Annotated in this window: 22 protein-coding genes; 20 read left to right on the top strand and 2 right to left on the bottom strand. The window is 40.6% G+C overall.

Translation table 11 applies throughout. From position 1 onward, the window contains the following. Nucleotides 1-22 precede the first annotated feature (22 nt). Nucleotides 23-1,735: an Rqc2 family fibronectin-binding protein gene (locus G6554_RS01275; protein WP_166237934.1), complete on the bottom strand. Its 1,713-nt coding sequence runs from the start codon at nt 1,733-1,735 to the stop codon at nt 23-25. A 199-nt stretch (nt 1,736-1,934) separates the two neighbouring features. Here G6554_RS01275 and G6554_RS01280 point away from each other — a divergent pair, with 199 nt between their 5' ends. The 17 genes from G6554_RS01280 to spoVM all read left to right on the top strand — a co-directional run bounded on the left by G6554_RS01280 (nt 1,935) and on the right by spoVM (nt 19,950). Next, complete coding sequence (locus G6554_RS01280) at nt 1,935-4,613, top strand: calcium-translocating P-type ATPase, SERCA-type (RefSeq protein ID WP_166237936.1); 2,679 nt, start codon at nt 1,935-1,937, stop codon at nt 4,611-4,613. A gap of 269 nt (nt 4,614-4,882) precedes the next feature. Further along, a complete protein-coding gene (locus G6554_RS01285) occupies nt 4,883-5,758 on the top strand; it encodes a YicC/YloC family endoribonuclease (protein ID WP_166237938.1) in 876 nt (291 codons plus the stop codon). Between the two features lie 61 nt (nt 5,759-5,819). Beyond that, nucleotides 5,820-6,083: an extracellular matrix/biofilm regulator RemA gene (gene remA / locus G6554_RS01290; RefSeq protein ID WP_166237940.1), complete on the top strand. Its 264-nt coding sequence runs from the start codon at nt 5,820-5,822 to the stop codon at nt 6,081-6,083. A gap of 9 nt (nt 6,084-6,092) precedes the next feature. Beyond that, nucleotides 6,093-6,707: a guanylate kinase gene (gmk, locus tag G6554_RS01295; protein ID WP_166237942.1), complete on the top strand. Its 615-nt coding sequence runs from the start codon at nt 6,093-6,095 to the stop codon at nt 6,705-6,707. 1 nt (nt 6,708) lies between these two features. After that, nucleotides 6,709-6,924, top strand: coding sequence for a DNA-directed RNA polymerase subunit omega (rpoZ, locus tag G6554_RS01300; protein ID WP_007086307.1), 216 nt, complete (start codon nt 6,709-6,711; stop codon nt 6,922-6,924). A 202-nt stretch (nt 6,925-7,126) separates the two neighbouring features. Continuing rightward, on the top strand, nt 7,127-8,350 hold the full coding sequence (coaBC, locus tag G6554_RS01305) for a bifunctional phosphopantothenoylcysteine decarboxylase/phosphopantothenate--cysteine ligase CoaBC (protein WP_166237944.1): 1,224 nt from the start codon (nt 7,127-7,129) through the stop codon (nt 8,348-8,350). Next, nucleotides 8,337-10,748, top strand: coding sequence for a primosomal protein N' (gene priA / locus G6554_RS01310; protein WP_166237946.1), 2,412 nt, complete (start codon nt 8,337-8,339; stop codon nt 10,746-10,748). Before coaBC ends, priA begins: the two co-directional genes overlap by 14 nt. A gap of 77 nt (nt 10,749-10,825) precedes the next feature. Further along, complete coding sequence (def, locus tag G6554_RS01315) at nt 10,826-11,311, top strand: peptide deformylase (RefSeq protein ID WP_166237948.1); 486 nt, start codon at nt 10,826-10,828, stop codon at nt 11,309-11,311. Further along, nucleotides 11,308-12,252, top strand: a complete 945-nt coding sequence (gene fmt, locus G6554_RS01320) for a methionyl-tRNA formyltransferase (RefSeq protein ID WP_166237950.1) — start codon at nt 11,308-11,310, stop codon at nt 12,250-12,252. The genes def and fmt overlap by 4 nt, the downstream gene beginning before the upstream one ends. Before the next feature lies 1 nt (nt 12,253). Next, entirely contained in the window at nt 12,254-13,600 is a 1,347-nt protein-coding gene (gene rsmB, locus G6554_RS01325; RefSeq protein WP_166237952.1) for a 16S rRNA (cytosine(967)-C(5))-methyltransferase RsmB, read from the top strand. A 73-nt stretch (nt 13,601-13,673) separates the two neighbouring features. After that, entirely contained in the window at nt 13,674-14,765 is a 1,092-nt protein-coding gene (gene rlmN / locus G6554_RS01330; protein WP_481747889.1) for a dual-specificity RNA methyltransferase RlmN, read from the top strand. Nucleotides 14,766-14,770: 5 nt separating this feature from the next. Further along, on the top strand, nt 14,771-15,520 hold the full coding sequence (locus tag G6554_RS01335; RefSeq protein WP_166238140.1) for a Stp1/IreP family PP2C-type Ser/Thr phosphatase: 750 nt from the start codon (nt 14,771-14,773) through the stop codon (nt 15,518-15,520). A gap of 6 nt (nt 15,521-15,526) precedes the next feature. Then, a complete protein-coding gene (pknB, locus tag G6554_RS01340; RefSeq protein ID WP_166237954.1) occupies nt 15,527-17,518 on the top strand; it encodes a Stk1 family PASTA domain-containing Ser/Thr kinase in 1,992 nt (663 codons plus the stop codon). 32 nt (nt 17,519-17,550) lie between these two features. Continuing rightward, the gene (rsgA, locus tag G6554_RS01345; RefSeq protein WP_166237956.1) at nt 17,551-18,432 is read left to right on the top strand and encodes a ribosome small subunit-dependent GTPase A; all 882 of its coding nucleotides are present in this window, start codon (nt 17,551-17,553) and stop codon (nt 18,430-18,432) included. A 2-nt stretch (nt 18,433-18,434) separates the two neighbouring features. Continuing rightward, nucleotides 18,435-19,079: a ribulose-phosphate 3-epimerase gene (gene rpe, locus G6554_RS01350; RefSeq protein WP_166237958.1), complete on the top strand. Its 645-nt coding sequence runs from the start codon at nt 18,435-18,437 to the stop codon at nt 19,077-19,079. A 48-nt stretch (nt 19,080-19,127) separates the two neighbouring features. Then, nucleotides 19,128-19,775, top strand: coding sequence for a thiamine diphosphokinase (locus tag G6554_RS01355; protein WP_166237960.1), 648 nt, complete (start codon nt 19,128-19,130; stop codon nt 19,773-19,775). A 91-nt stretch (nt 19,776-19,866) separates the two neighbouring features. Further along, nucleotides 19,867-19,950, top strand: coding sequence for a stage V sporulation protein SpoVM (spoVM, locus tag G6554_RS01360; RefSeq protein WP_007087787.1), 84 nt, complete (start codon nt 19,867-19,869; stop codon nt 19,948-19,950). A gap of 143 nt (nt 19,951-20,093) precedes the next feature. On the opposite strand, the gene rpmB is transcribed toward spoVM, so the two are convergent. Next, nucleotides 20,094-20,282: a 50S ribosomal protein L28 gene (rpmB, locus tag G6554_RS01365; RefSeq protein ID WP_007087786.1), complete on the bottom strand. Its 189-nt coding sequence runs from the start codon at nt 20,280-20,282 to the stop codon at nt 20,094-20,096. A 292-nt stretch (nt 20,283-20,574) separates the two neighbouring features. On the opposite strand from rpmB, the gene G6554_RS01370 reads away from it, so the two are divergent. The 3 genes from G6554_RS01370 (at nt 20,575) to recG (ending at nt 24,792) form a co-directional block, all read left to right on the top strand. Continuing rightward, nucleotides 20,575-20,937: an Asp23/Gls24 family envelope stress response protein gene (locus G6554_RS01370; protein ID WP_007087784.1), complete on the top strand. Its 363-nt coding sequence runs from the start codon at nt 20,575-20,577 to the stop codon at nt 20,935-20,937. A 15-nt stretch (nt 20,938-20,952) separates the two neighbouring features. Next, nucleotides 20,953-22,635, top strand: coding sequence for a DAK2 domain-containing protein (locus tag G6554_RS01375; protein WP_166237962.1), 1,683 nt, complete (start codon nt 20,953-20,955; stop codon nt 22,633-22,635). A gap of 108 nt (nt 22,636-22,743) precedes the next feature. Next, a complete protein-coding gene (recG, locus tag G6554_RS01380; protein ID WP_166237964.1) occupies nt 22,744-24,792 on the top strand; it encodes an ATP-dependent DNA helicase RecG in 2,049 nt (682 codons plus the stop codon). Nucleotides 24,793-24,826 lie beyond the last annotated feature (34 nt).

The following is a 24,826-nucleotide window of genomic DNA, read 5'->3' on the forward strand; positions in this document are numbered from 1 at the left end:
ATCTTACCGGACATCCTTTTACTTATTTTTTCATTAATTTCAAGACCAATTCCTCATTCGGCGTAATATAAACAGTCTGCTGGTTGTCATAAATAACAAACCCTGGTTTAGCGCCGCTGGGTTTTTTTACATACCGAACCTTTGTAAAATCCACGGGCACGGAGCTGGAATTACGGGCCTTACTGTAATAAGCAGCCAACACCGCTGCCTCTTTGATTGTTTCATCAGAAGGTTCTTTACTGCGAATCACAACATGTGAGCCGGGAATATCTTTTGTGTGCAGCCAAATTTCATCCCTAGCTGCCAGCTTATTGGTCAAATAATCATTTTGCTTATTATTTTTTCCGACGATGATATCAGTGCCATCTGATGCAATAAAATGATCCAAGACTGGCTTGACATTGTGCGTTTTTTTGCCGTTTCGTTTCTTCCGTTCGCGAATATACCCGCCCTCAACAAGCTCTTCGCGGATTTCCTGAATATCCTTAGGGGAAGCCGCCTGGACTTGTTGCTGTAAGTTATCGAAGTAAGATACTTCAGCACGGGCTAGTTCGATTTGTTCTAAGACAACTGTAACAGCATTCTTCGCTTTTTGGTATTTTGAAAAATACTTTTGAGCATTTTCTGAAGGTGTCTTACGTGGATCAAGCGGAATGACAACTGTTCCACCAGATTCATCATAATAATCAAGCACTTCGATTTCCTTCATTCCTTTTTTTGCCACATAAAGATTAGCGGTTAACAGTTCTCCGTGACGCTGAAACTGCTCTGCCCGTGCGGCTTCTTTTAACGTCTCCTCAAGTTTACCAATTTTTTTCTCGTTTTTATCCTTTTCATTACTAATGAAACGTTCGATATCATTTCCTTGCTGTTTGACCCGGTCTCGTTCCGCTTTGCCAAAATAAAAACGATCAAGTAATTCGCTAAGAGTGTGAAAGGTTTTAAATTCCCCATGTAAATTCTCTAGTGGAAACAGATAAAATGAGTCCCTCCCATTAGCAGTTATAATGGTAGGAGTGATATCTTCAGCCGCTATTTTTTTTATCAAACGGACAAATGTCTCTGGCACAGTCGTTTGATTTGCAAGGCCACTTAGAAAAATAACTTCCTTAGCGAAAAGCGGCGAGATTCCGGCAAAATGCTCCACAAGCTGGCGGTCAATCTTCCCGCCAATAAAATCAATTGCCCGCAATACATCTTCTTCAACTGCCTCAAAGGGATTAATCTTGTTTTGCGCCGGCGGAAAGATGTAAGGTTGACCCGGCAAGATCGCCCTGTGACTATTCACGGCAAAAGAAACATGCTTAATACTATCAAGAATGATATTTTTCGTTTTATCAATTAATACGATATTGCTATGGCGGCCCATTATTTCAACTATTAATTGTTTATTGCTGATATCTCCTATTTCATTCCGGCCCTTTATTTCAAAAATAATCATCCGGTCGTTTTCAACTTGATATAAATCCTCTAAGATGTGGCCTTCAATGTGCTTCCGAAGCAGCATGCAAAACATTGGCGGTTCACTAGGATTATCGTAGGCTTCGTTCGTGAGCTGCACCCGTGCATAACTAGGGTGTGCAGATAACAGCAGCTTTTGGTTCACTCCGTTTGCCCGGATCGTCAGAATTACTTCGTTTTTATAGGGCTGATGAACTTTGGTGATTCGGCCGCCCTTCAAGGAACCGACAAGTTCATCGGCCATTGCTTTTGTAAATAAACCATCAAATGACATTGAAAACATCCTTTACTATCAAACTGATATAGCGTTCTACGCCCATTTTCCATACAACATATAAACTCATTATATCCTACTATGTAAAAATCTGTCCTAATTTACCCTTCAAAGACATTTTCAGATAGCATTTTTTTGGACGACCCTGAATAAGCTTTCCATAGGGCAAGTCTATTAAAGGGGGAAGTGAGATGGTCGGATGAAATTCCATGAAATGAAGATAGATCAAGTAGAAAAGGCCTTAGAAACCGACTTTTCTTCTGGATTATCACAAGAAGAAGTTAAGATGCGAATCAAACAGCATGGACTAAATGAATTAAAAGAGGGAGAAAAGCAATCGGCTTTACTCTTATTTTTTAGTCAATTTAAGGATTTCATGGTCTTGGTGCTCCTAGCCGCAACCCTAATTTCCGGGCTGCTCGGCGAATATATTGATGCCATTGCGATTATCGCGATTGTCATTATTAACGGATGTCTTGGTTTTTATCAGGAACGGAGAGCAGAGAAATCCTTGCAGGCGTTGAAAGAATTATCAGCACCACAGGTTTCGGTACTAAGGGATGGTAAATGGCTAAAAATCCCTTCGAAGGATATTGTAATGGGGGATATTTTAAAATTTGCCAGCGGTGATCGCATTGGTGCAGATGTACGGATTATTGAATCAAAAAGTTTAGAAATCGAAGAATCTGCCTTAACAGGCGAATCTGTCCCTGTTGCTAAACATATTGAAAGTTTAACCAATCCGAATCCCGGAATTGGAGATATGGAAAATACCGCCTTCATGGGCACGATGATTACAAGGGGAAGCGGGCTAGGCGTTGTTATTGCTACAGGGATGAAAACGGCAATGGGACAAATTGCCGATTTACTCCAAAATGCCGAATCCCAAGAAACACCGCTGCAGCGAAGATTAGAGCAGTTGGGGAAAATCCTCATTACTGTTGCCTTATTGTTGACAGTTTTAGTTGTCATTGTGGGGGTATTGCGAGGGCATGAATTATATGAGATGTTCTTAGCTGGTGTTTCACTAGCTGTTGCCGCTATACCTGAAGGACTCCCGGCAATTGTGACCGTAGCCTTATCTCTCGGTGTTCAGAAGATGATTAGGCAAAATGCGATTGTCAGAAAGCTTCCGGCAGTGGAAACACTTGGCTGTGCATCGGTTATTTGTTCCGATAAGACAGGGACCATGACGCAAAACAAAATGACCGTAACACATCTTTGGAGTGGCGGTCATACATGGACAGTTGATGGGGTTGGCTACCAGCCGAAGGGGAGTTTTTACCGGAATGAACGTCCGGTCGTTCCTAAAGAAGAAAAGTCATTGCAGCAAATGCTAATTTTTGGGATGTTATGCAATCATTCAGACTTGGTAGTAAAGGATGAGGATTTCATCCTTGATGGCGATCCCACGGAAGGTGCACTTTTAGTCAGTGCGATGAAGGCAGGTTTTAATCGCCCAAAATTATTAGATGAGTTTACGATCATCAATGAATTTCCTTTTGATTCTTCCAGAAAAATGATGAGTATTCACGTAAAAGACAAACAAGGGCGGCATTTCATCGTTACAAAGGGTGCACCTGACGTCATTTTAGGTATTTGTGAATCGATTCTTTGGGATGAGCGGACGCAATATTTAAATAAAGAAGCACATGAAAATGTTCAAGAAGCGATAAATGGTCTCGCTTCACAGGCGCTGAGGACGATTGCGATAGCCTTCAAGCCAGTACCGGCTAACACAGTCATCCTCAGTGAGCAGGAGGCAGAGAACAAATTAACCTTTATTGGTGTCCAGGGCATGATTGATCCGCCTAGACCTGAAGTAAGAACGGCGGTAAAAGAATGTAAGGAAGCTGGAATTAAAACGGTTATGATTACGGGGGACCACATCATTACCGCGAAAGCAATTGCTTCCCAGCTCGGAATTTTAACGAAGAAAAGTAAGGTGTTGGATGGTAAGGCATTATCTGTCATGTCGGTGGAAGAACTTGAAGAGGTTGTTGATGATGTTTCCGTCTTTGCAAGGGTTTCACCTGAACATAAGTTAAAAATAGTCAGGGCCTTGCAAAATAGGGGTCATATCGTAGCGATGACAGGGGATGGGGTAAATGACGCCCCAGCTATCAAAGCGGCAGATATTGGTGTAGCGATGGGGATAACTGGAACAGATGTTGCCAAAGAAGCCTCGGCCCTAGTGTTATTAGATGATAATTTTGCAACAATAAAGGCGGCAATTAAAGAGGGCAGGAACATCTATGAAAATATCCGTAAATTCGTTCGCTATTTGCTGGCGTCCAACGTGGGTGAAATATTGGTGATGTTATTCGCGATGCTGCTAGCACTGCCACTTCCGCTAGTTCCAATCCAAATTCTGTGGGTCAATTTGGTGACGGACGGGCTCCCAGCGATGGCACTTGGACTTGATCGTCCTGAAGAAAATGTGATGAAACGAGGGCCGCGCAGCCCGAGTGAAGGCGTCTTTTCACGCGGATTAGGCTGGAAGGTAGTATCGCGCGGATTCCTAATCGGTATTGTAACATTATTATCCTTTATCATCGTGTACCAAAATGACCAATCGCAATTGCCTTATGCGCAAACGGTTGCCTTTGCGACACTTGTCATGGCACAGCTTATTCATGTGTTTGATTGCCGTAGTGAAAAATCGGTGTTATCGCGTAACCCTTTTGGGAATAAATATCTTGTTTGGGCGGTACTTTCGTCCCTCGCATTAATGTTAGCGGTAATCTATTATCCACCATTACAGCCTGTTTTCCATACACTTCCAATTACAATAAAAGATTGGCTATTAATTATTGGACTATCCTCTATTCCAACTTTTTTACTAGCCGGAACATTTTTGTTAAGAAAAACAAAATAAAGTGTGTTATAATCCAAAAGGTAATAGAAACCATTCTATTACCTTTTTTGAGTAGGAATTAGTAAGTTTAGAATTTGAGAATTGTCCAGCTCCAGGCGCCATCGGCTAGTGTACTTCGCTCTTCTCCCTACGATAAGTCAACATCGGATCGCTACGCTCTCCGTGTTTCCTTTATCTCAGTCGAAGCGCTCCAGTCCATACGCCGATAGGCAGGCGCCTTGCGCTTTTCTTTAAGGCCGATCATCTTTCAAAGATTGGATGTGCACGTGATGGTTATAAGTATGACAGGCTTTGGCAGAGGTAAGGCTGTTTCAGGATCCTTCAGTGTGAATGTAGAAGTAAAAACAGTCAATCACCGCTTTTCTGAAATGAATATTCGCATGCCAAGACAATTGTTAAAAATAGAAGATAAAATAAAAAAGAAATTAAACGAGCATATTCGCCGTGGGCGGGTAGAGGTATATGTTAGTGTTGAAGGTGAAGGTGTCGTTACTCGTAAAGTTCACGTTGATTGGAAGCTGATCGAAGAATATTATCAGTTTATCGAGCAGGCAAGAAGCAAATATGGGATAGAAGGAACTATTACCTTACAGGATTTGCTAAATCGGACAGACCTTTTACATATTGAGGAAAGTGAAGCTGGAAATGAAGAAATTGAAGTTTTAGTTCTTTCCGCAGTCGAAGAAGCAGTGATCTTACTAAAACAAATGCGGTCGGCTGAAGGGGAAGAAATTAAAAAAGATTTACTCGCTATTACTTCCCAATTGGAAGCGGATGTATTTGAGCTTCAAAAATATGCTCCGCTCGTCGTGCAATCATTTAAGGAACGCCTAACAAAAAGGATGCATGAATTTATCAATGGACAATTGGATGAAACGCGCATTTTAACAGAAGTAGCCATTTTCGCTGATAAAGCTGACATTAATGAAGAAATTACCCGGCTGAAAAGCCATATTCAACAATTTCTCCAAACCTTAGATGACCAGGAGCCTATTGGCAGAAAACTCGATTTTATCGTGCAAGAAATGAATAGAGAAGCGAATACAATTGGTTCCAAAGCAAATGACTCTAATATAGCCAAAAAGGTTGTCGAGATTAAAAGTTTACTTGAAAAGCTAAAGGAACAGGTTCAGAATATCGAATAGGGCTTGTTTAGAAACTGTATAACACGGTCAAAATATATTACTGATGATTGGATGAATGACCATGTCGATAAAATTAATTAATATTGGATTTGGAAATATCGTTTCTGCCAATCGTATTATTTCCATTGTCAGCCCGGAATCTGCTCCAATAAAAAGAATTATCCAAGATGCCCGTGATCGGGGATCGTTAATAGATGCTACATATGGAAGACGGACACGAGCAGTAATTGTCATGGATAGTGATCATGTTATTCTATCAGCTGTACAGCCTGAAACGGTGGCACATCGCCTTACAGATCGTGAGGAAACTATTTATGAAGGGTAGGATAATTGAATGCAGGAAAAAGGATTGCTGATAGTACTTTCAGGGCCATCCGGTGTTGGAAAAGGAACGGTTCGAAAAGAAATATTTTCTCATCCCGATACGGCTTTTGAATACTCGATTTCGATGACAACCCGCTCACCACGGGCGGGGGAAGTGGACGGGGTCGACTATTTTTTCAAAACAAAAGAAGAATTTGAATATTTAATTGGACAAGGGAAGCTCCTAGAGTACGCTGAGTTTGTCGGCAACTATTATGGCACACCTGTTGATTATGTCCGAGAAACATTAGATGCCGGAAAAGATGTTTTTTTAGAAATTGAAGTGAAGGGTGCCCGCCAAGTTCGAGAGAAATTCCCTGAAGGGTTATTTATTTTCTTGATGCCGCCAAGTCTGACAGAATTAAAAAATAGAATTGTCACACGTGGGACGGAAACCGAAGACATTATCCAAAACCGGATGTTATCTGCCCGTGAAGAAATCGAAATGATGGAGCTATATGACTATGTTGTAGAAAATGATCAAGTCGAGCTCGCCTGTGAACGTGTAAGGTCCATTGTGACGGCAGAACATTGCCGTAGGGAACGTGTGGAATATCGCTATAAAAAATTGTTGGAGGTTGAATAATATGTTATATCCATCTATCGACTCATTGCTAGAAAAAATTGATTCTAAATACTCTCTTGTCTCTGTTGCAGCCAAGCGTGCACGGGTAATGTCTCAAATAAAAGATGAAAGATTGCCAAAATATGTTTCCTATAAATACGTTGGCAAGGCGTTGGAGGAAATTTATAGCGGTGAGCTTACCTATCGAATTTCTAAAGCAGATCTAAATGCTGACTAAACAGAATTGATTTGCATTAAATGTGCAAAATGAAAGAAGGACTGACAAAAAGGAAAACTCCGACATGTCAGCCTTTTTTATTTGCATTTTCCCAAATCGCTGAATATTGTCGATTTTAGGAAGGAAATAGATGAAATATGGATTACTTTCTAGCATAATAAGAAGAAAGATTATGTGGACGAGAAGTGAGGGATTTTAGGCAATGAAAATAGATAAAAAGATCTTATTATGTGTCACAGGTGGAATCGCCGTCTATAAAGCAGCTGCTTTAACAAGTAAACTTGTTCAAGCAGGAGCGCAAGTTAAGGTGATATTAAGTGAATCCGCAGAAAAATTTGTAACCCCGTTAACCTTTCAGGCATTATCCCGCCATGAAGTATTTACTAATACCTTTGATGAAAAAAATCCGCAAGTGATTGCCCATATTGATTTGGCAGATTGGGCAGATTTAATTCTTGTTGCCCCGGCAACGGCCAATACGATTGCTAAGCTCGCAGGCGGAATTGCCGACAATATGATTACGACAACACTCCTTGCTGCAACTGCACCTGTTTGGATTGCCCCTGCAATGAATGTACATATGTATGATCATCCTGCTGTGAAAAAAAACCTTGCTATTTTGGCTGAGTATGGGTACCAATTCATTGAACCGAGCGAAGGGTATCTAGCCTGCGGCTATGTTGGCAAAGGGCGCTTGGAAGAGCCGGAAAGAGTCGTAGAGTTGATTCAAGCGTCGTTTGTGAAGAATGAGCCCAAAAGCTTAACAGGGAAAACGGTGGTCGTTACCGCAGGACCAACCCGGGAGAAAATAGATCCAGTCAGATTTATATCCAATCATTCTACTGGAAAAATGGGATATGCCCTTGCGGAAGAAGCTAAAAAACAAGGCGCCCATGTTGTCTTAGTTTCCGGTCCTGTTCAAATAGCCGCCCCGGCAGGTGTGGAACTTATAAGGGTCGAAAGTGCGGAGGAAATGTTTCATGCAGTCATGGGATATTATGAAAAAGCTGATGTAGTGATAAAAACAGCTGCAGTCGCTGACTACCGCCCAAAGATCAGCTATGACCAGAAGGTGAAAAAGCAAGCGGGTGACGCAATAATTGAACTAGAAAGAACAAAGGATATTTTATTCGAACTCGGACAACGAAAAAAGAAACAGTTACTAGTGGGGTTTGCTGCTGAGACAGAAAATCTGGAAGAATACGCTAGGGAAAAATTAACAAAGAAAAATGCTGATATCATTGTTGCCAATAATGTCAAAACAGCGGGTGCTGGTTTTGGAACTGATACAAATATTGTCACTCTTTTTGAGCGTTCTGGAGCGGTGAAAGAGCTGCCAATCTTGTCTAAAATTGAGGTTGCAAAAAGAATTATCGAAGAAATTACTTCACTTATGAAGGATATGGGCGGAAATGGAAATAGCTAGTGTGATTGTCGATGTACCGACGAAACAAACGGATCGAGTGTTCGATTATATCATTCCGGAGCAATGGCGGGGAGTCATTCAACCGGGGATGAGGGTAATCGTTCCATTTGGTCCGAGAAATATCCAAGGTTTTGTCATTTCATTAAAAGCGGATTCGGAAATTGAGAAGTTAAGAGAAATACTTGAGCCGATGGATTTAGAGCCTGTTTTAAATAAAGAATTATTGGAGCTTGGCGATTGGCTCACAGATCATACTCTCTGCTTTAAAATATTTGCCTATCAAGTGATGCTGCCAGCGGCGTTAAAGGCAAAATATGAGAAAAAGGTGCAACTTGCTGCCGACGCTGTCGTTACAGACCTTCCATTGCAACTGCGGCCATTTTTTGAACATGAAGAGTTGATCGACTGGGAAGAGGCATTGTTTAATGGAATCGTTCCTTTGTTGCAAAAAGAAGCAGCAAAAGGGTTTCTTGAAGTAATTTATCTTGTCAAGGAACGGGTTAAGAAAAAACAGCAAAAGTATGTTAAACCTGCCAAGACATTAGCTGAATTAAACGAGGAGATTGACCGAATTCCGGCAAACGCGGAAAAGCAAAGGCAAATAGTACGCTTTTTTATTGAAAATTATCATGAGATTGAATTAAGGAAGCTAGTTTCTGAAGTGAAGACATCAACCTCAACCGTAAAAGCCCTTGTTGAAAAAAAGCTCTTGACGGAATTCGAATTGGAGGTCTATCGCAATCCTTTCGCAGATCGTACCTTCGAACGAACGAAACCATTACCATTAACCGAGGCACAGCAAGAAGCAATTGGGCCCATTCTTGATGCGATTGAACGGAATCAACACGAGGTGTTTTTACTTTATGGGGTAACTGGAAGCGGTAAAACCGAGATTTACTTACAATCCATCCAAGAAGTTATCGAAAAAGGAAAGGAAGCCATCGTTCTCGTTCCGGAAATTTCACTCACTCCGCAGATGGTCAACCGTTTTAAAGGAAGATTTGGCGACTTAGTGGCAGTATTGCACAGTGGCTTATCAGCAGGTGAAAAATATGATGAGTGGCGCAAAATTCAACGTAAGGAAGTAAAAGTAGCGGTTGGAGCAAGATCGGCGATTTTTGCCCCATTTGAAAACATCGGGATCATGATTATCGATGAAGAGCACGAAACAAGCTACAAACAGGAAGAAATGCCGCGCTATCATGCTAGAGACGTGGCGATTGAGAGGGCATTAAATTATAATTGTCCAGTGGTGCTAGGAAGTGCTACTCCCTCGCTTGAATCCTTTGCCAGAGCACAAAAAAAGGTATACCATTTATTATCTCTTCCTAACCGGATGAATAATCAGAGTCTTCCTTCAGTGGAAATTATTGATATGCGTGAGGAACTGCGTGAGGGGAATCGTTCCATGTTTTCCCGGAAGTTGTTTGAAATGTTGAAGGATCGAATCGAGAAAAAGCAACAATCTGTTTTATTTTTAAATAAACGCGGCCATTCTTCGTTTGTCATGTGCAGGGACTGCGGATATGTGATGAATTGCCCAAACTGTGACATATCACTGACCTACCATCGAGTAAATGAGCAGATGAAATGTCACTATTGCGGGTATGAAAGTTATGTACCAAAGTATTGTCCTGAATGTAATAGTGAATACATCCGTTATTTTGGTACTGGAACTCAAAAGGTAGAGGAAGAACTTGGAAAGATCCTTCCGGAGGCACGGGTGATTCGCATGGATGTTGACACCACAGGACGAAAGGGTTCACACGAGAGATTATTAACTGATTTTAAGGATGGAAAAGCAGATATTTTATTAGGAACGCAAATGATCGCAAAAGGATTGGATTTTCCAAACATAACATTAGTGGGTGTGCTTTCTGCTGATACGATGTTGCATTTACCAGATTTCCGAGCGTCGGAAAAGACCTTCCAGCTCTTGACACAGGTGAGCGGACGGGCTGGAAGGCACAAGCTTCCTGGAGAAGTCATCATTCAAACCTATACACCGGAACACTATAGCGTGGTGCTTGCGGGACGGCAAGATTATGATCTTTTTTATCAGCAGGAAATGATGATTCGAAAAACCCGCCAATATCCGCCCTTCTATTATCTATCGCTCATAACAGTAAGTCATGAACAGCTCATCACGGTTGTGTCGGAAATGGAGAAAGTGGTGAAACACATTCAATCGCACGTTTCATCAGGAACGGTCGTTTTAGGACCTGCAGCCTCCCCCATCCCTAGGATAAATAATAGATATCGCTATCAATGTCTGATAAAATACAAACGGGAACCAAACTTGACAAAAATACTAAAAACGATCCTTGATCAATACCAAAAAGATACGAAAAGTGGTTTGCAGGTTTCAATTGATGTAAACCCGTTTATCTTAATGTAATCTGGGAAAAAATATTCCTATAAAATATATAATAAAAACGCCTTTTTAACTAGAATGGCATAAACGGAGGAACAGAATTGGCGATACGCAAAATTGTCATCCATCCTGCCGACATCCTTGAACAGGAATGCAAGGCAGTGGAGAAATTTGATAAAAAATTAGCGAAAACACTTGATGATATGTACGATACGATGATTGAATATGATGGTGTTGGACTTGCTGCCCCACAAATTGGGCTTGATGCCAGAATTGCCATTGTTGATATAGATGATGAAATGGGAACAATCGAAATGATAAACCCGCGGATTATTGAAACCTCGGGGGAGCAGACAGGCCCAGAGGGCTGTTTAAGCTTTCCGGATCTATTCGGTGAAGTAACGAGACCAAATTTTGTGAAGATTGAAGCCTATAATCGTAAAGGCAAAAAGTATTCACTTGAGGCTGAGGGTTTCCTAGCTAGGGCAATCCTCCATGAAATCGATCATCTTGACGGTATTTTATTCACCACAAAAGTTACCAGATACTTAGAGGAAGATGAGTTAAAAGGAGTAGAAAGTGAATGACGAAAATTGTTTTTATGGGAACCCCTGATTTTTCCGTACCTGTCTTACAGCAAATTATACTCGACGGCTATGAGGTCATCGGTGTTGTTACCCAGCCTGACAGACCGGTAGGAAGAAAAAAAGTATTAACACCACCACCCGTGAAGGTGGAGGCATTAAAACATGGGATCCCTGTCTTTCAACCTGAAAAAATCCGTCAAGATGAAGAGCTGGAGAAAATCCTTTCCTTACAACCCGATTTAATTGTTACCGCTGCATTTGGGCAAATTTTGCCAAAAAAACTGCTAGATGCACCTAAATTTGGGTGTATTAATGTGCACGCATCATTGTTACCAGAGCTTCGCGGTGGTGCCCCAATCCATTACGCCATCATGCAAGGGAAAAGGAAAACGGGTGTCACCATTATGTATATGGTCGAAAAATTAGATGCTGGTGATATGTTAACTAGTGTGGAGATCCCAATTGCTGAAGACGATAATGTGGGGACCCTTCATGAAAAATTAAGTGCTGCAGGTTCACAATTATTATCAGAAACCTTGCCGCTTTTATTGGCAGGCCGTCTTACTCCAAAACCACAAAACGGAATGGAAGCAACCTTTGCCCCAAATATAAAGCGTGAGCAGGAAAAAATTGACTGGACAAAAGCTGGTGAAGAGATCTATGACCATGTCCGCGGATTAAATCCTTGGCCAGTTGCATTTACCACAATGGAGGGCAATGTCATAAAAATATGGCAGACTGAAAAAGTGGCGGGAATGGAAGGTCAAGAGCCTGGAACCATTGTAAAAATAGAACCAGATGGCTTTACGGTAAGCACGGGCAATGAAACAGCGATAAAAATCATTGAGCTTCAGCCATCCGGAAAAACAAAGATGCGGACAGAACAATTTTTACGGGGTGCGGGTTCAAAAATTTCAGTAGGCGGAAGACTAGGAGAATAAGATGACTTCAACAAAAAATAATGTACGTGCCATCGCAATGGATACCTTGGTTGCGATTGAGAAAAATCAATCCTACAGCAATTTGCTGCTTAATAATGTGATTGAAAAAAATGAATTGTCCGCAATCGATGTCGGCTTACTTACAGAGTTAACATATGGAACATTACAACGACGCATGGCGCTAGACTTCTTTTTAAACCCATTCATCAAGGATAATAAAAAGCTGGCAAATTGGATTCATCATCTGCTTAGAATGACACTATATCAAATGGTGTACCTAGATCGAATTCCGGACCGGGCTGCGATATACGAAGCGGTGGAAATTGCCAAGAGCCGCGGACATAAAGGAATCGCCAGTTTGGTAAATGGTGTGCTAAGAAGTATTCAAAGAGAAGGGCTTCCATCATTAAGTGAAGTTTCAGACCCCATCGAAAGATTATCACTTGAAACCAGTCACCCTCATTGGCTAGTTACGAGATGGGTGAATCAATTTGGTTTTAAAAAAACGAAAGAAATGTGTGAAATTAATTTAACCGCACCAATGCAAACTGCAAGGGTGAATTTGACGAAGATTTCTAGAGATGAATGTGTGGCGATTCTTGAGGAAGATGGGTTTCAAATTGAGAAAAGTCCAATCATTCCGGAGGCGATCAGGTCGTTAAAAGGAAATTTAGCCTCCACTATTGCCTTTAAATATGGAATGTTAACGATTCAGGATGAAAGTTCGATGCTTGCCGCCTATGCATTAGGTTCAACAGAAGGGGAATTCGTCCTGGATGCTTGTGCAGCCCCTGGAGGAAAAAGTACGCATATTGCGGAAAAACTACAAAATACTGGTGAAGTAATTTCCGTTGATCTTCATCAGCACAAAGTAAAATTAATCAATGATAATGCCCGTCGATTAGGGTTATCAAATATCAAAACAAATGTATCTGATTCCAGATTATTGCGGGAAAAGTTCAAAGATGAGACATTTCATCGAATTCTCCTTGATGCTCCGTGCTCAGGCCTTGGTGTAATGAGAAGAAAGCCCGACATGAAGTATACCAAGACAGAAAAGGATTTAGAGCGGTTACGAACGATACAACAAAATCTATTAACATCCGTTGCGCCTTTATTGAAAAAGGGCGGTATCCTTGTGTATAGTACATGTACAGTTGATAAAGAAGAGAATGATAATACGGTAAAAACATTTTTACAAAATAATCCGGGATTTGAAGGGGATTTATCATTCAAAAATCGGATGCCAGAGGCAGTGCAGCCATTGATAACAGGCTTCGAGCTCCAAATATTTCCTCAAGATTTTGGATCAGACGGTTTTTATATAGCAGTATTAAGAAAAGCGTAAGCGCCTTGACCAGGGGCTTATGACCCCGAGCCCCTAGGCACTGAAGCTAGACACTAGAAAGAAGGTATAACTATTGGAACAATTAAATACAACTGAGACGAACACAACTATGGACATAAAGAAAAAATCAATTTACTCACTGGAACTTCACGAATTAAAGGACTGGTTATCGGAGAATGGGGAAAAGCCTTTCCGTGCTGAACAAATCTTCGATTGGCTATATAAAAAAAGAATCATTTCTTTCGAAGACATGAGCAATTTAGCGAAAGGTTTGAGAGACAAGCTATCCAGCCAGTTTCAGATTACTACCCTGGATACAGCCATTCAACAAACATCTTCCGATGGCACGATTAAATTTTTATTCGAGCTTCATGATGGTTACTCAATCGAAACCGTGCTCATGCGCCATGATTATGGGAATTCCGTTTGTGTGACAACCCAGGTTGGCTGCCGGATTGGCTGTACTTTCTGCGCCTCGACACTTGGCGGATTAAAAAGACATTTAGAGGCAGGAGAAATTGTTGCCCAGGTGGTGAAAGTTCAGCAAGCACTCGATGAAACAAATGAACGGGTTGATTCCGTGGTCATCATGGGGATTGGCGAGCCGTTCGATAACTATGACAATATGCTTTCCTTTTTGAAAATTATCAATCATGACAAAGCACTAAATATTGGCGCGCGCCATATTACTGTTTCGACAAGTGGAATTGTCCCGAAAATTTATCAATTTGCTGATGAAAATACACAAATAAATTTTGCTATTTCCTTACACGCTCCGAATACTGAATTACGCTCAAGATTAATGCCAATTAATAAAGCATATAAACTTGATGACTTAATGAAGGCAGTACGATATTATATCGATAAGACAGGTCGAAGAATTAGCTTTGAATACGGTCTATTTGGCGGTGTAAATGATTCTACCGACCACGCGGAAGAATTAGCAGATCTTTTAAAAGGAATTAAATGTCATGTAAATCTAATTCCGGTAAACTATGTTCCTGAAAGAGATTATGTACGTACACCAAAGGATAAAATATTTGCATTCGAAAAAACATTAAAAAAACGTGGTGTAAATGTGACGATTCGCCGCGAGCACGGTCATGATATTGATGCAGCATGTGGACAACTTCGTGCGAAGGAGCGAAAAGAGGAGACGAGGTAATGAGTGTGAAGGCTGTTTTTAAAACGGATCAAGGAAGAGTTCGTCAAAATAATGAGGACAGTGGTGGGACGTTTGTCAATAAGGATGGTTATCGCCTTGCTATCGTAGCAGATGGTATGGGCGGTCACCGAGCCGGTGATGTGGCAAGTAAAATGAGCGTTACTCACTTGCAAGAGTCTTGGGAGCAAACAGAAGGAATTATTACTGCAGATGATGCTGAAAAATGGCTTAGAACACAAATTTTTGAAGTGAATCAACTCGTATTTGACCATGCAAATAACAATGTAGAATGTGATGGGATGGGTACAACAATTGAAGCAGTGATTGCAACCAATCACTTTGCTACAATTGCCCATGTCGGTGACAGCCGTTGTTATATTTTCAATGATAGTGGGTTTCAGCAGTTGACTGAGGACCATACACTTGTAAATGAATTAGTACGTACAGGACAAATCACCAAAGAAGACGCTGAGCATCACCCACGGAAAAATGTGATTTTACGTGCCATTGGTACCGAACAAGATGTAAAAATTGATACCAAAACAATCATTTTTGAGGAAGGAGATATCCTTCTACTATGTTCTGATGGATTGTCGAATAAGGTAAAAGAAGAACAAATGATTTCTATTCTTCAATCTGAAGACAGTCTGGAGCAAAAGGCTTTATCACTAATTAACGGAGCAAATGAAAATGGTGGAGAAGACAACATCACCCTTATCATACTAGAGTTTGATGATGATAGTGAAAGAGGGTGAAGATAAATGTTAATTGGGAAAAGAATTAGCGGTCGCTATAAAATATTGGAAATGATTGGCGGAGGCGGCATGGCAAATGTCTACTTAGCCCATGATATGATTCTTGACCGCGATGTTGCAGTAAAAATGCTTCGTCTTGATTTTGCAAACGATGATGAGTTCATCCGCAGATTCCGCCGTGAAGCACAATCGGCGACAAGTCTTGCTCATCCAAATATTGTTAATATATATGATGTAGGCGAAGAAAATGATCTATATTATATTGTAATGGAATTTGTTGATGGTCAGACCCTTAAACAATACATACAGCAAAATTCTCCTCTCCGAGTGGAAGATACTATTGGAATCATGAGACAGTTAACATCAGCTATTTCTCATGCCCATCAGAACCATATAATCCATCGTGATATTAAACCACATAATATTTTGGTTGATCACGACGGTAAAGTAAAAGTCACGGATTTTGGTATTGCCATGGCGCTAAGTGCGACGAGTATCACGCAAACCAATTCCGTCCTGGGTTCTGTTCATTATTTATCACCTGAACAAGCAAGGGGCGGGATGGCAAACAGAAAGTCTGATATTTATTCATTGGGGATTGTGATGTTCGAGTTATTAACGGGCAGGCTTCCATTTTCCGGTGAGTCGGCCGTGTCGATTGCCTTAAAGCATCTTCAATCAGAAACCCCATCTGTAAGAAGATGGAATCAGAACATACCTCAAAGTGTTGAGAATATTGTCTTAAAGGCAACCGCAAAAGATCCATTCCATCGCTATAACAGTGTAGAAGAAATGGAAGAGGATCTACGAACAGCACTTGATTTAGAAAGGATGGACGAACCCAAGTTTGCCATTCCTATTGATAATGAAGCGACAAAGGCAATTCCGGTAATAACCGATCACCATCCATTAAAAAATTTAGATGAAACATTAGTCCATAGCACTGAAAAACCCGCGACTAATTTGAACGACGATGGAAAAAAAGGAAATAAAAAAAATAAAAGTAATAAAAATAACAAAAAAAGAAAAAAGTGGCCGATGGTTCTACTATCTATCTTCTTCGTTCTTGTCATTCTGGGAACGTTATCTTTTCTATTTTTACCTGGATTGTTATCTGCAAAGGAAGTAAAAATACCGGATATAAGTGGCATGAATGTGGATGATGCTATTTCTAAGCTTAAGCTAAAAGGATTATCTCCTGGTAAACAAGTTGAAATTACCGATGAAAATATGAAAGCGGGAAAAGTGATTAAAACAATTCCTGAAATAGGCAGTACGGTCAAAGAAAATGCGAAAATTACCTTGTACGTCAGTTCAGGTAAGGAAAAATATGAACTATCTGATTATGTAGGCCGGCAATATGAGGACGTAATTCGTCTACTTGATAACCAGAACTTTAAAGATATAAAGAAATTAGAGAAGAATGATGAAAGTGAGCCGGGGACGATTATCAGCCAAACACCAATAGCTGGGGAAAAAGTGGTTCCTGAAGAGACCGTATTAGAGTTTGAGGTCAGCATAGGACCTGAAAAAATTGTCTTAAAGGATTTATCACAATACAGTTTAAAAGGTGCACAAGATTATGCCTCATTAGTCGGACTGACTTTAGTGGTTACAGAAGAGAAATTCGATGAAAAGATCCCTGCCAATATGATTATTTCGCAAGCGCCTGCTCAGGGAACGGAATTGGTCAAAGGGGACAAGGTGACTGTTGTTATTTCAAAAGGTCAAGAACCACCTAAGAAAGTCACCAGGGATGTAACAATTCCTTATAAACCACCGTTGACAGGTGAACCTGGTCAGAAACAAGAAGTGGTCATCTATATTGAGGATATGAATCATAGCATGACAGGTCCAGCCGAAACATTTTCGATTGTGGAAAATACAGTTAAAAAAATTGACCTTCTGATTCCGTATGGAAAAAAGGCTGGCTATCGAGTTATGGTAGGGACCGAGGTTATAGCAGAAGAGGTCATTAATTATGCCGATGCAGAATAAAGAAAATAAACCGAAAGGCAAGGAGTGTGGCTATGCCTGAAGGAAAAATTGTCAAAGCACTAAGTGGTTTTTATTATGTTCTTCAAGATGAGAACCTAATCCAATGTCGGGGAAGAGGCGTTTTCAGAAAGAACAAAATCACGCCACTTGTAGGTGACGAAGTTGTTTTTCAAGCCGAAAATGATCTGGAAGGATATATTTTAGAAGTGAAAGAACGAAAAAATGAGCTAATCCGACCACCGATTGCAAATGTGGATCAGGCCATTCTCGTTTTTTCAGCTGTAGAGCCAGATTTCAGCACAGTTTTATTGGATCGTTTTCTTGTATTGGTTGAATTCAATCATATCGAACCACTAATCTGTATTACTAAGATGGATCTTACGAATCATGATCAAAAGGAGCAAATTTCTTCATACGCAAAGCAATATAAAAGTGCAGGTTACGAGGTTATACTGACCTCATCAGAAACCGAATCAGGAATTGAATTATTAAATCCACATATAGAAAATAAAATCTCGGTCTTTGCCGGTCAGTCAGGTGTAGGAAAATCTTCTTTATTAAATGTATTAAGACCAGACCTTGAACTTAAAACAAATGATATTTCCTCTCATCTTGGCAGAGGTAAGCATACGACAAGACACGTGGAGCTTATTAAGATTGGAAATGGACTGATTGCGGATACGCCCGGATTTAGCTCACTAGAGTTTACAAGCATCGAAGCGGAGGATTTGACGTATTGTTTTCCCGAATTACAAAAGGCTAGTGAAAATTGTAAATTTCGTGGCTGCTTACATGTGACTGAACCAAAATGTGCTGTAAAGTCAGGAGTGGAATCAGGTGAAATCCCCACTTACCGGTATGAACATTATGTAGATTTCCTGCAGGAAATAAAAGATAGAAAGCCGAGGTATTAACAATGGTGAAAATAGCACCTTCCATCCTTTCAGCCGATTTTTCAAAATTGGGAGAAGAAATTATTGCTGTTGAAAAAGCGGGGGCTGACTACATTCATATTGATGTCATGGATGGTCATTTTGTACCGAATATCACGATTGGTCCGCTTATTGTCGACGCAATTCGTCCGCTAACGAAGCTGCCGTTAGACGTGCACTTAATGATTGAAAACCCAGATCAATATATCGAGGCATTTACAAAGGCTGGTGCAGACTATATCACTGTCCATGTGGAAGCATGTCGGCACCTCCACCGAACCATCCAAAATATCAAATCCTATGGGATTAAAGCGGGTGTAGTTTTAAATCCAGCTACTCCGGTGGAAACCATCCAACATGTAATCGGTGATATTGACATGGTGCTGCTGATGTCAGTCAATCCTGGTTTTGGCGGCCAAAAGTTTATTCCTGAAGTCCTGCCGAAAATAAGAAAAGTAAAAGATATGGCGGATCAAGAAGGACTTGTTATTGAGATTGAAATAGATGGTGGAGTAAATCCGGAAACAGCGAAACAATGCATTGAAGCGGGTGCAAATGTCCTCGTTGCAGGCTCAGCTATTTATAATCAACCGGATTATGAAACAGCCATTTCACTAATTAGAGGATAAAGCCGGCTAAGATAGCTGGCTTTTCTTATTACAGAAGGAGTAAGTCTAATGATTATAAATATACTTGCTGGAGGGCCTGAAGAGCTACTGCCTGATTTGACTGATTATATGGAGGATAACGCTATCTGGGTCGGTGTTGACCGAGGTGTCTTTCATTTGTTAAAGAGAAGTATCAAACCAGAGATTGCATTTGGTGATTTTGATTCCGTTTCAAAAGATGAATTGAGGTTCATTGAAGAACAAGTGGCAGAGATGAAGCGGTATAATCCAGAAAAAAACGAAACGGATATGGAGCTTGCCCTAAATTGGGCATTGGAGCAGAAACCGAGCATCATCCGCCTATTTGGAGCTACCGGCGGCAGACTCGATCATTTATTGGCAAATGTACACCTTTTGCTCGTTCCGCTTAAAGGAAAGCATCCGACTAATGTCTATTTAATTGATCGGAATAATGTTGTCTTTTTGAAGGAACCAGGCAGTTATTCCATTGAAAAAATAAAATCAAAAAAATATATTTCCTTTGTACCTTTAACCCTTGATGTCAGCGGCATTACACTAATGGGGTTTAAATTCCCCCTTAAAAATCAGCATATTTCACTTGGATCGACACTATGTATTAGTAATGAACTTATTAGTGAATATGGTACTTTTTCATTTTCCGAAGGCATATTAATAGTGATAAGAAGTCACGATTAATAGGCATGACTTTTAGGTACTGATCTCGTCAGTTCGAATAAAATGTAAAGTAATTTGAATAAGCAGGGGAGATTTTTGAGGAGGGACAGTTATGAAATTTTATACAATTAAACTGCCAAGATTTTTAGGCGGACTTGTCCGAGCGATGATTGGTGCATTTAAGAAAAACGAATAGAGAATAGTCAAAGGCTTGCACCCATTCACATATGGGTGCTTTTTATTTGGAGAATATGAAAAAGAAAAGACACCCTTAAAAAGGATGCCCATTCTTATTGTCTAGCACAAGCAGCTCAGGTTTTGGCGCTTGTGCTTTTCTAATTATACGCGCTCAACTTTACCGGATCTTAACGCTCTTGCAGAAACCCAAACACGCTTAGGCTTTCCGTCAACAAGAATACGTACTTTTTGTAGGTTAGCACCCCATGTACGCTTATTAGCGTTCATAGCGTGAGAACGTGCGTTACCAGTTGTTGTTTTCTTTCCAGTTACTACACATTTACGTGGCATAATGATTTCCCTCCTTAACTACCAAAAGCTGTATAAAGCTCTCATTTAAGCTGCTTCATCTGAATATAGAAAATTGTTTTTGCAAATTTTCTAGACTTGAGATACTTTAATAATTTATCATACAACGAATCTGAATGCAATACTTGTAACTAAACCTTTCAAGAAAAAAGCCTTGACATAGGTTATTATCAATACTCTAATTGTAAAAAGAAAGGTATGACTTTTAAAATTGGGTTGACTATAGTAAAATGACTGTAGTCAAGGAGCAATTTTTCAGGAGGGGGAACGTTTCATGTCCATTGAATTAAAAACACAGTACGGACAAATTGATATTTCAAACGAAGTAATTGCAACGATTGCTGGTGGTGCAGCAATCGAATGTTATGGAATCGTCGGAATGGCCTCTAAGAATCAAATCAAAGATGGGATTACTGAGATACTAAGAAAAGAAAACTTTACTCGAGGCGTGATCGTGCGCCAGGAAAATGAGGCATTACATATCGATATGTACATTATTGTCAGCTATGGAACGAAAATTTCCGAAATTGCCCACAACGTGCAATCAAAGGTTAAATACACCCTAGATAAGACAGTTGGACTTGCCGTTGACTCGGTTAATATTTACGTTCAGGGAGTTCGTGTGACGAACCCGTAGTGAGGAGGAAAGTTTGTGTCAATTACAGCATTAGATGGAAAACGTTTTGCAGAAATGATCATTCAAGGTGCCAATCATTTGACGGCAAATGCAAAAATGGTTGATGCGTTAAACGTTTTTCCTGTGCCCGACGGAGATACTGGAACAAATATGAATTTATCAATGACCTCCGGGGCGAAGGAAGTAAAGAATAACGTTCAGGAACATATTGGTAAAGTAGGGATAGCCCTGTCTAAAGGCTTACTTATGGGAGCACGAGGAAATTCGGGGGTTATTCTTTCCCAGTTATTCCGAGGTTTTTCAAAGGCAGTCGAAGCTAAGGCGAAAATTACCGGGAAGGATTTTGCCGGAGCCTTGGAAGCAGGAGTAGAAACTGCCTATAAAGCTGTTATGAAGCCTGTCGAAGGAACCATCTTAACAGTTGCTAAGGATTCTGCTAAGAAAGGTGTTCAGGCTGCCCAAAATTCAGATGATATAATCGTCATAATGGAAGAAGTAGTAAAAGAAGCGAAAGCATCGCTCAAGCGGACACCCGACTTACTTCCTGTTTTAAAGGAAGTCGGCGTTGTTGATAGCGGCGGGCAAGGACTTGTGTTCGTTTATGAGGGCTTTCTTGCCGTCCTTAGGGGAGAGGAGCTCCCGGAATCATCGGACCTGCTTCCTACTATGTCAGAAATGGTTAATGCCGAACACCACAAAAGTGTTCAAGGTCATATTAATACTGCGGATATTGTATTTGGATATTGTACAGAATTTATGGTCCGGTTTGAGGCGGAAAAAACAGCTATACACCCATTCAATGAAGGGGTTTTCCGGAATGATTTAAGTCATTTAGGTGATTCTTTATTGGTTATTGCCGATGAAGATGTGGTCAAGGTTCATATTCATTCCGAGCAGCCGGGTGAAGTATTATCATACGGTCAGCGTTATGGTAACTTAATTAATATGAAGATTGAAAACATGCGCCAGCAGCATACAAATATTGTGGGTGAAACGCATACTGCTTCAGGCACTGTACGTCCTGAACCACGAAAAGAACTGCAGGAATATGGAATTGTCACGGTATCCATGGGTTCAGGTATTGCGGAGTTATTTAAGAGCATTGGAGCCCATGCTGTCATTGAAGGCGGTCAAACGATGAATCCAAGTACGGAAGACATAGTGAAGGCCGTAAAGGAAGTCCATGCCAAAAAGGTATTTATCTTACCAAATAATAAAAATATTATTATGGCCGCAGAACAGGCTAAAGATGTGGCAGATGAAGATATTTATGTCATCCCGTCTAAAACGGTCCCACAGGGTCTATCAGCACTACTTGCATTCAATCCTTCGGCGGATGTGGATGTAAATGAAGTGGCAATGAAGGATGCATTACAGCATGTGAAAACAGGCCAAATTACCTTTGCTGTCCGCGATACCTCAATCGATGGCCTAGAAATTGAAAAAGATGATTTCATGGGCATTTCCGAGGGTAAAATCGTGGTGAAGAACAAAGATAAAGGGAAAGTGGCAGAAGACCTTTTAACAAAAATGCTGGATGACGATTCCGAAATCTTAACCATCATCTTTGGTGAAGATGTGACAGATGAAGAGGTACAAAGTCTTACACAATTTGTGGAAGAAAATTATGAAGATGTGGAAATTGAAGTTCATAATGGTGGGCAGCCATTATATTCATTTATCTTTTCAATTGAATAAGGAACGGCTAAAATAGAAGGGGGACTTTCCTAGTCAAACCCTTCTTTTTTATTTTTACATATCGAATGACTAATATAGATTAATTATTTTGCAAAGGGAGAGAGACGTGTGTTCGATCATCTAAACCAATCAGTTATAGCATTAAAGGGAATTGGGGAAGAAACGGCTGAAGCCCTTGCAGAAATGAATATCTTTACGGTTCAGGATTTATTGGAATATTTCCCTTACCGTTATGAGGACTATTCACTAAAGGATTTAACGGAAGTAAAGCATGATGAAAAAGTGACGGTAGAGGGGAAGGTTCATAGTGAGCCTTCTCTTAGCTATTATGGAAGAAAGAAATCGAAGCTGATGCTTCGGCTTTTTGTAGGGTCCCACTTAATTAAAGTGGTTTTCTTTAATCAGCCATATTTGAAAAATAAAATAAATATAAATGAAACAATCACGGTAACAGGCAAATGGGACGCCCATCGCGGGACGATTACAGCGAATGAAGTTCATGCGGGTACGAATGCCAAGATAAAAGATTTTGAACCAGTATACTCGTTAAAGGGAAAAATAACGACTAAGGGAATGCGGAAATTTATTCATCTTGCCTTTAGTCAGTATGGTCAATTCATTGAGGAGACGCTTCCAGTACCTTTAATACAGAGCTACCGGCTTTTAAACCGATATGAAGCCATTAAAATCATGCATTTTCCAAGCAGCCCGGAGGATGTGAAACAGGCAAGGCGACGTTTTGTCTATGAGGAATTCCTCCTGTTTCAATTAAAAATGCAGGCATTACGGAAATTTGAACGAGAGCACTCCCCCGGCCTCATGCAAAAATACGATTTGCCTAAATTATTGGAGTTTATCGACAGTTTACCCTTCCCGTTAACAAATGCTCAAAAAAGGGTTGTAAATGAAGTGTTAGCTGAACTAAAATCCCCCTATCGCATGAACCGGCTATTGCAAGGTGATGTAGGTTCAGGGAAAACAGTTGTAGCGGCAATAGGTCTGTATGGGTCTGTGACAGCAGGATACCAAGGGGCTCTATTGGTTCCCACTGAAATCTTGGCTGAACAGCATGCAGAATCATTAAAAGGATTATTAGACCCCTTTACTATAAGATGTGAGCTTTTAACAAGTTCCGTAAAAGGGAAACGGAGACGAGAAATCCTTCAAGACTTAGCAGATGGAAAGGTTGATATTTTAATCGGGACACATGCCCTAATTCAGGACGAAGTTACCTTTAAAAAACTTGGCTTTGTCATTACCGATGAACAGCATCGCTTTGGTGTGGAACAACGAAGGGTCTTGCGGGAAAAGGGGGAAAATCCCGATGTCTTGTTTATGACCGCGACACCGATTCCTAGGACACTGGCGATTACCGTTTTTGGCGAAATGGATGTCTCCATCATCGATGAGATGCCGGCCGGCAGAAAGTCGATTGAGACATACTGGGCAAAACCGGAAATGCTGGAGCGTGTTCTTGCTTTTGTTGAAAAAGAATTAATAAAGGGGCATCAGGCCTATGTCATTTGCCCGTTAATTGAGGAGTCCGAGAAACTTGAAGTGCAAAATGCTATTGATGTACATACAACGTTAAGCCAGTATTTTCAAAATCGCTATCAAGTGGGACTCATGCATGGCCGCTTAACATCAGAGGAAAAGGAGACAGTCATGAAGGCATTTAGTACCAATGAAGTGCAAGTACTTGTTTCCACTACTGTTGTAGAAGTAGGGGTGAATGTACCAAATGCCACCATGATGGTGATTTATGATGCTGAAAGATTCGGACTATCCCAGCTTCACCAGCTGCGTGGACGGGTGGGTCGTGGAAGCGAACAATCGTATTGCATTTTACTGGCAAGTCCAAAATCAGAAGTAGGCCAGGAGCGAATGAGGATCATGACGGAAACAAATGATGGCTTTGTTTTAAGTGAAAAGGATCTGGAACTAAGGGGACCGGGAGACTTTTTTGGAAAAAAACAAAGTGGTGTTCCGGAATTTAAAGTAGCTGACATGGTTCATGATTACCGTGCACTTGAAACAGCAAGGAATGACGCTGCTAAATTGATTCAGTCAGAGACCTTTTGGACGGCACCAGAATACGTACATTTAAGAAAAAGTCTAGAAATATCTGGTGTTTTAGAAGGGGAAAAGCTGGATTAAACTACTAAAAATAATTATTTAAAAGATACTAAGC

Origin of the sequence: Bacillus sp. MM2020_4 (assembly GCF_011250555.1) — a bacterium.
In the GTDB taxonomy this organism is placed as follows: domain Bacteria; phylum Bacillota; class Bacilli; order Bacillales; family Cytobacillaceae; genus Neobacillus.

Bases quoted from the DNA above. Each gene is read 5' to 3' on its own strand.
- G6554_RS01275 (WP_166237934.1), bottom strand. From the start codon at position 1,735: ATGTCATTTGATGGTTTATTTACAAAAGCAATGGCCGATGAACTTGTC.
- G6554_RS01280 (WP_166237936.1), top strand. From the start codon at position 1,935: ATGAAATTCCATGAAATGAAGATAGATCAAGTAGAAAAGGCCTTAGAA.
- G6554_RS01285 (WP_166237938.1), top strand. From the start codon at position 4,883: ATGGTTATAAGTATGACAGGCTTTGGCAGAGGTAAGGCTGTTTCAGGA.
- remA (WP_166237940.1), top strand. From the start codon at position 5,820: ATGTCGATAAAATTAATTAATATTGGATTTGGAAATATCGTTTCTGCC.
- gmk (WP_166237942.1), top strand. From the start codon at position 6,093: ATGCAGGAAAAAGGATTGCTGATAGTACTTTCAGGGCCATCCGGTGTT.
- rpoZ (WP_007086307.1), top strand. From the start codon at position 6,709: ATGTTATATCCATCTATCGACTCATTGCTAGAAAAAATTGATTCTAAA.
- coaBC (WP_166237944.1), top strand. From the start codon at position 7,127: ATGAAAATAGATAAAAAGATCTTATTATGTGTCACAGGTGGAATCGCC.
- priA (WP_166237946.1), top strand. From the start codon at position 8,337: ATGGAAATAGCTAGTGTGATTGTCGATGTACCGACGAAACAAACGGAT.
- fmt (WP_166237950.1), top strand. From the start codon at position 11,308: ATGACGAAAATTGTTTTTATGGGAACCCCTGATTTTTCCGTACCTGTC.
- rsmB (WP_166237952.1), top strand. From the start codon at position 12,254: ATGACTTCAACAAAAAATAATGTACGTGCCATCGCAATGGATACCTTG.
- pknB (WP_166237954.1), top strand. From the start codon at position 15,527: ATGTTAATTGGGAAAAGAATTAGCGGTCGCTATAAAATATTGGAAATG.
- rsgA (WP_166237956.1), top strand. From the start codon at position 17,551: ATGCCTGAAGGAAAAATTGTCAAAGCACTAAGTGGTTTTTATTATGTT.
- rpe (WP_166237958.1), top strand. From the start codon at position 18,435: ATGGTGAAAATAGCACCTTCCATCCTTTCAGCCGATTTTTCAAAATTG.
- G6554_RS01355 (WP_166237960.1), top strand. From the start codon at position 19,128: ATGATTATAAATATACTTGCTGGAGGGCCTGAAGAGCTACTGCCTGAT.
- spoVM (WP_007087787.1), top strand. From the start codon at position 19,867: ATGAAATTTTATACAATTAAACTGCCAAGATTTTTAGGCGGACTTGTC.
- rpmB (WP_007087786.1), bottom strand. From the start codon at position 20,282: ATGCCACGTAAATGTGTAGTAACTGGAAAGAAAACAACAACTGGTAAC.
- G6554_RS01370 (WP_007087784.1), top strand. From the start codon at position 20,575: ATGTCCATTGAATTAAAAACACAGTACGGACAAATTGATATTTCAAAC.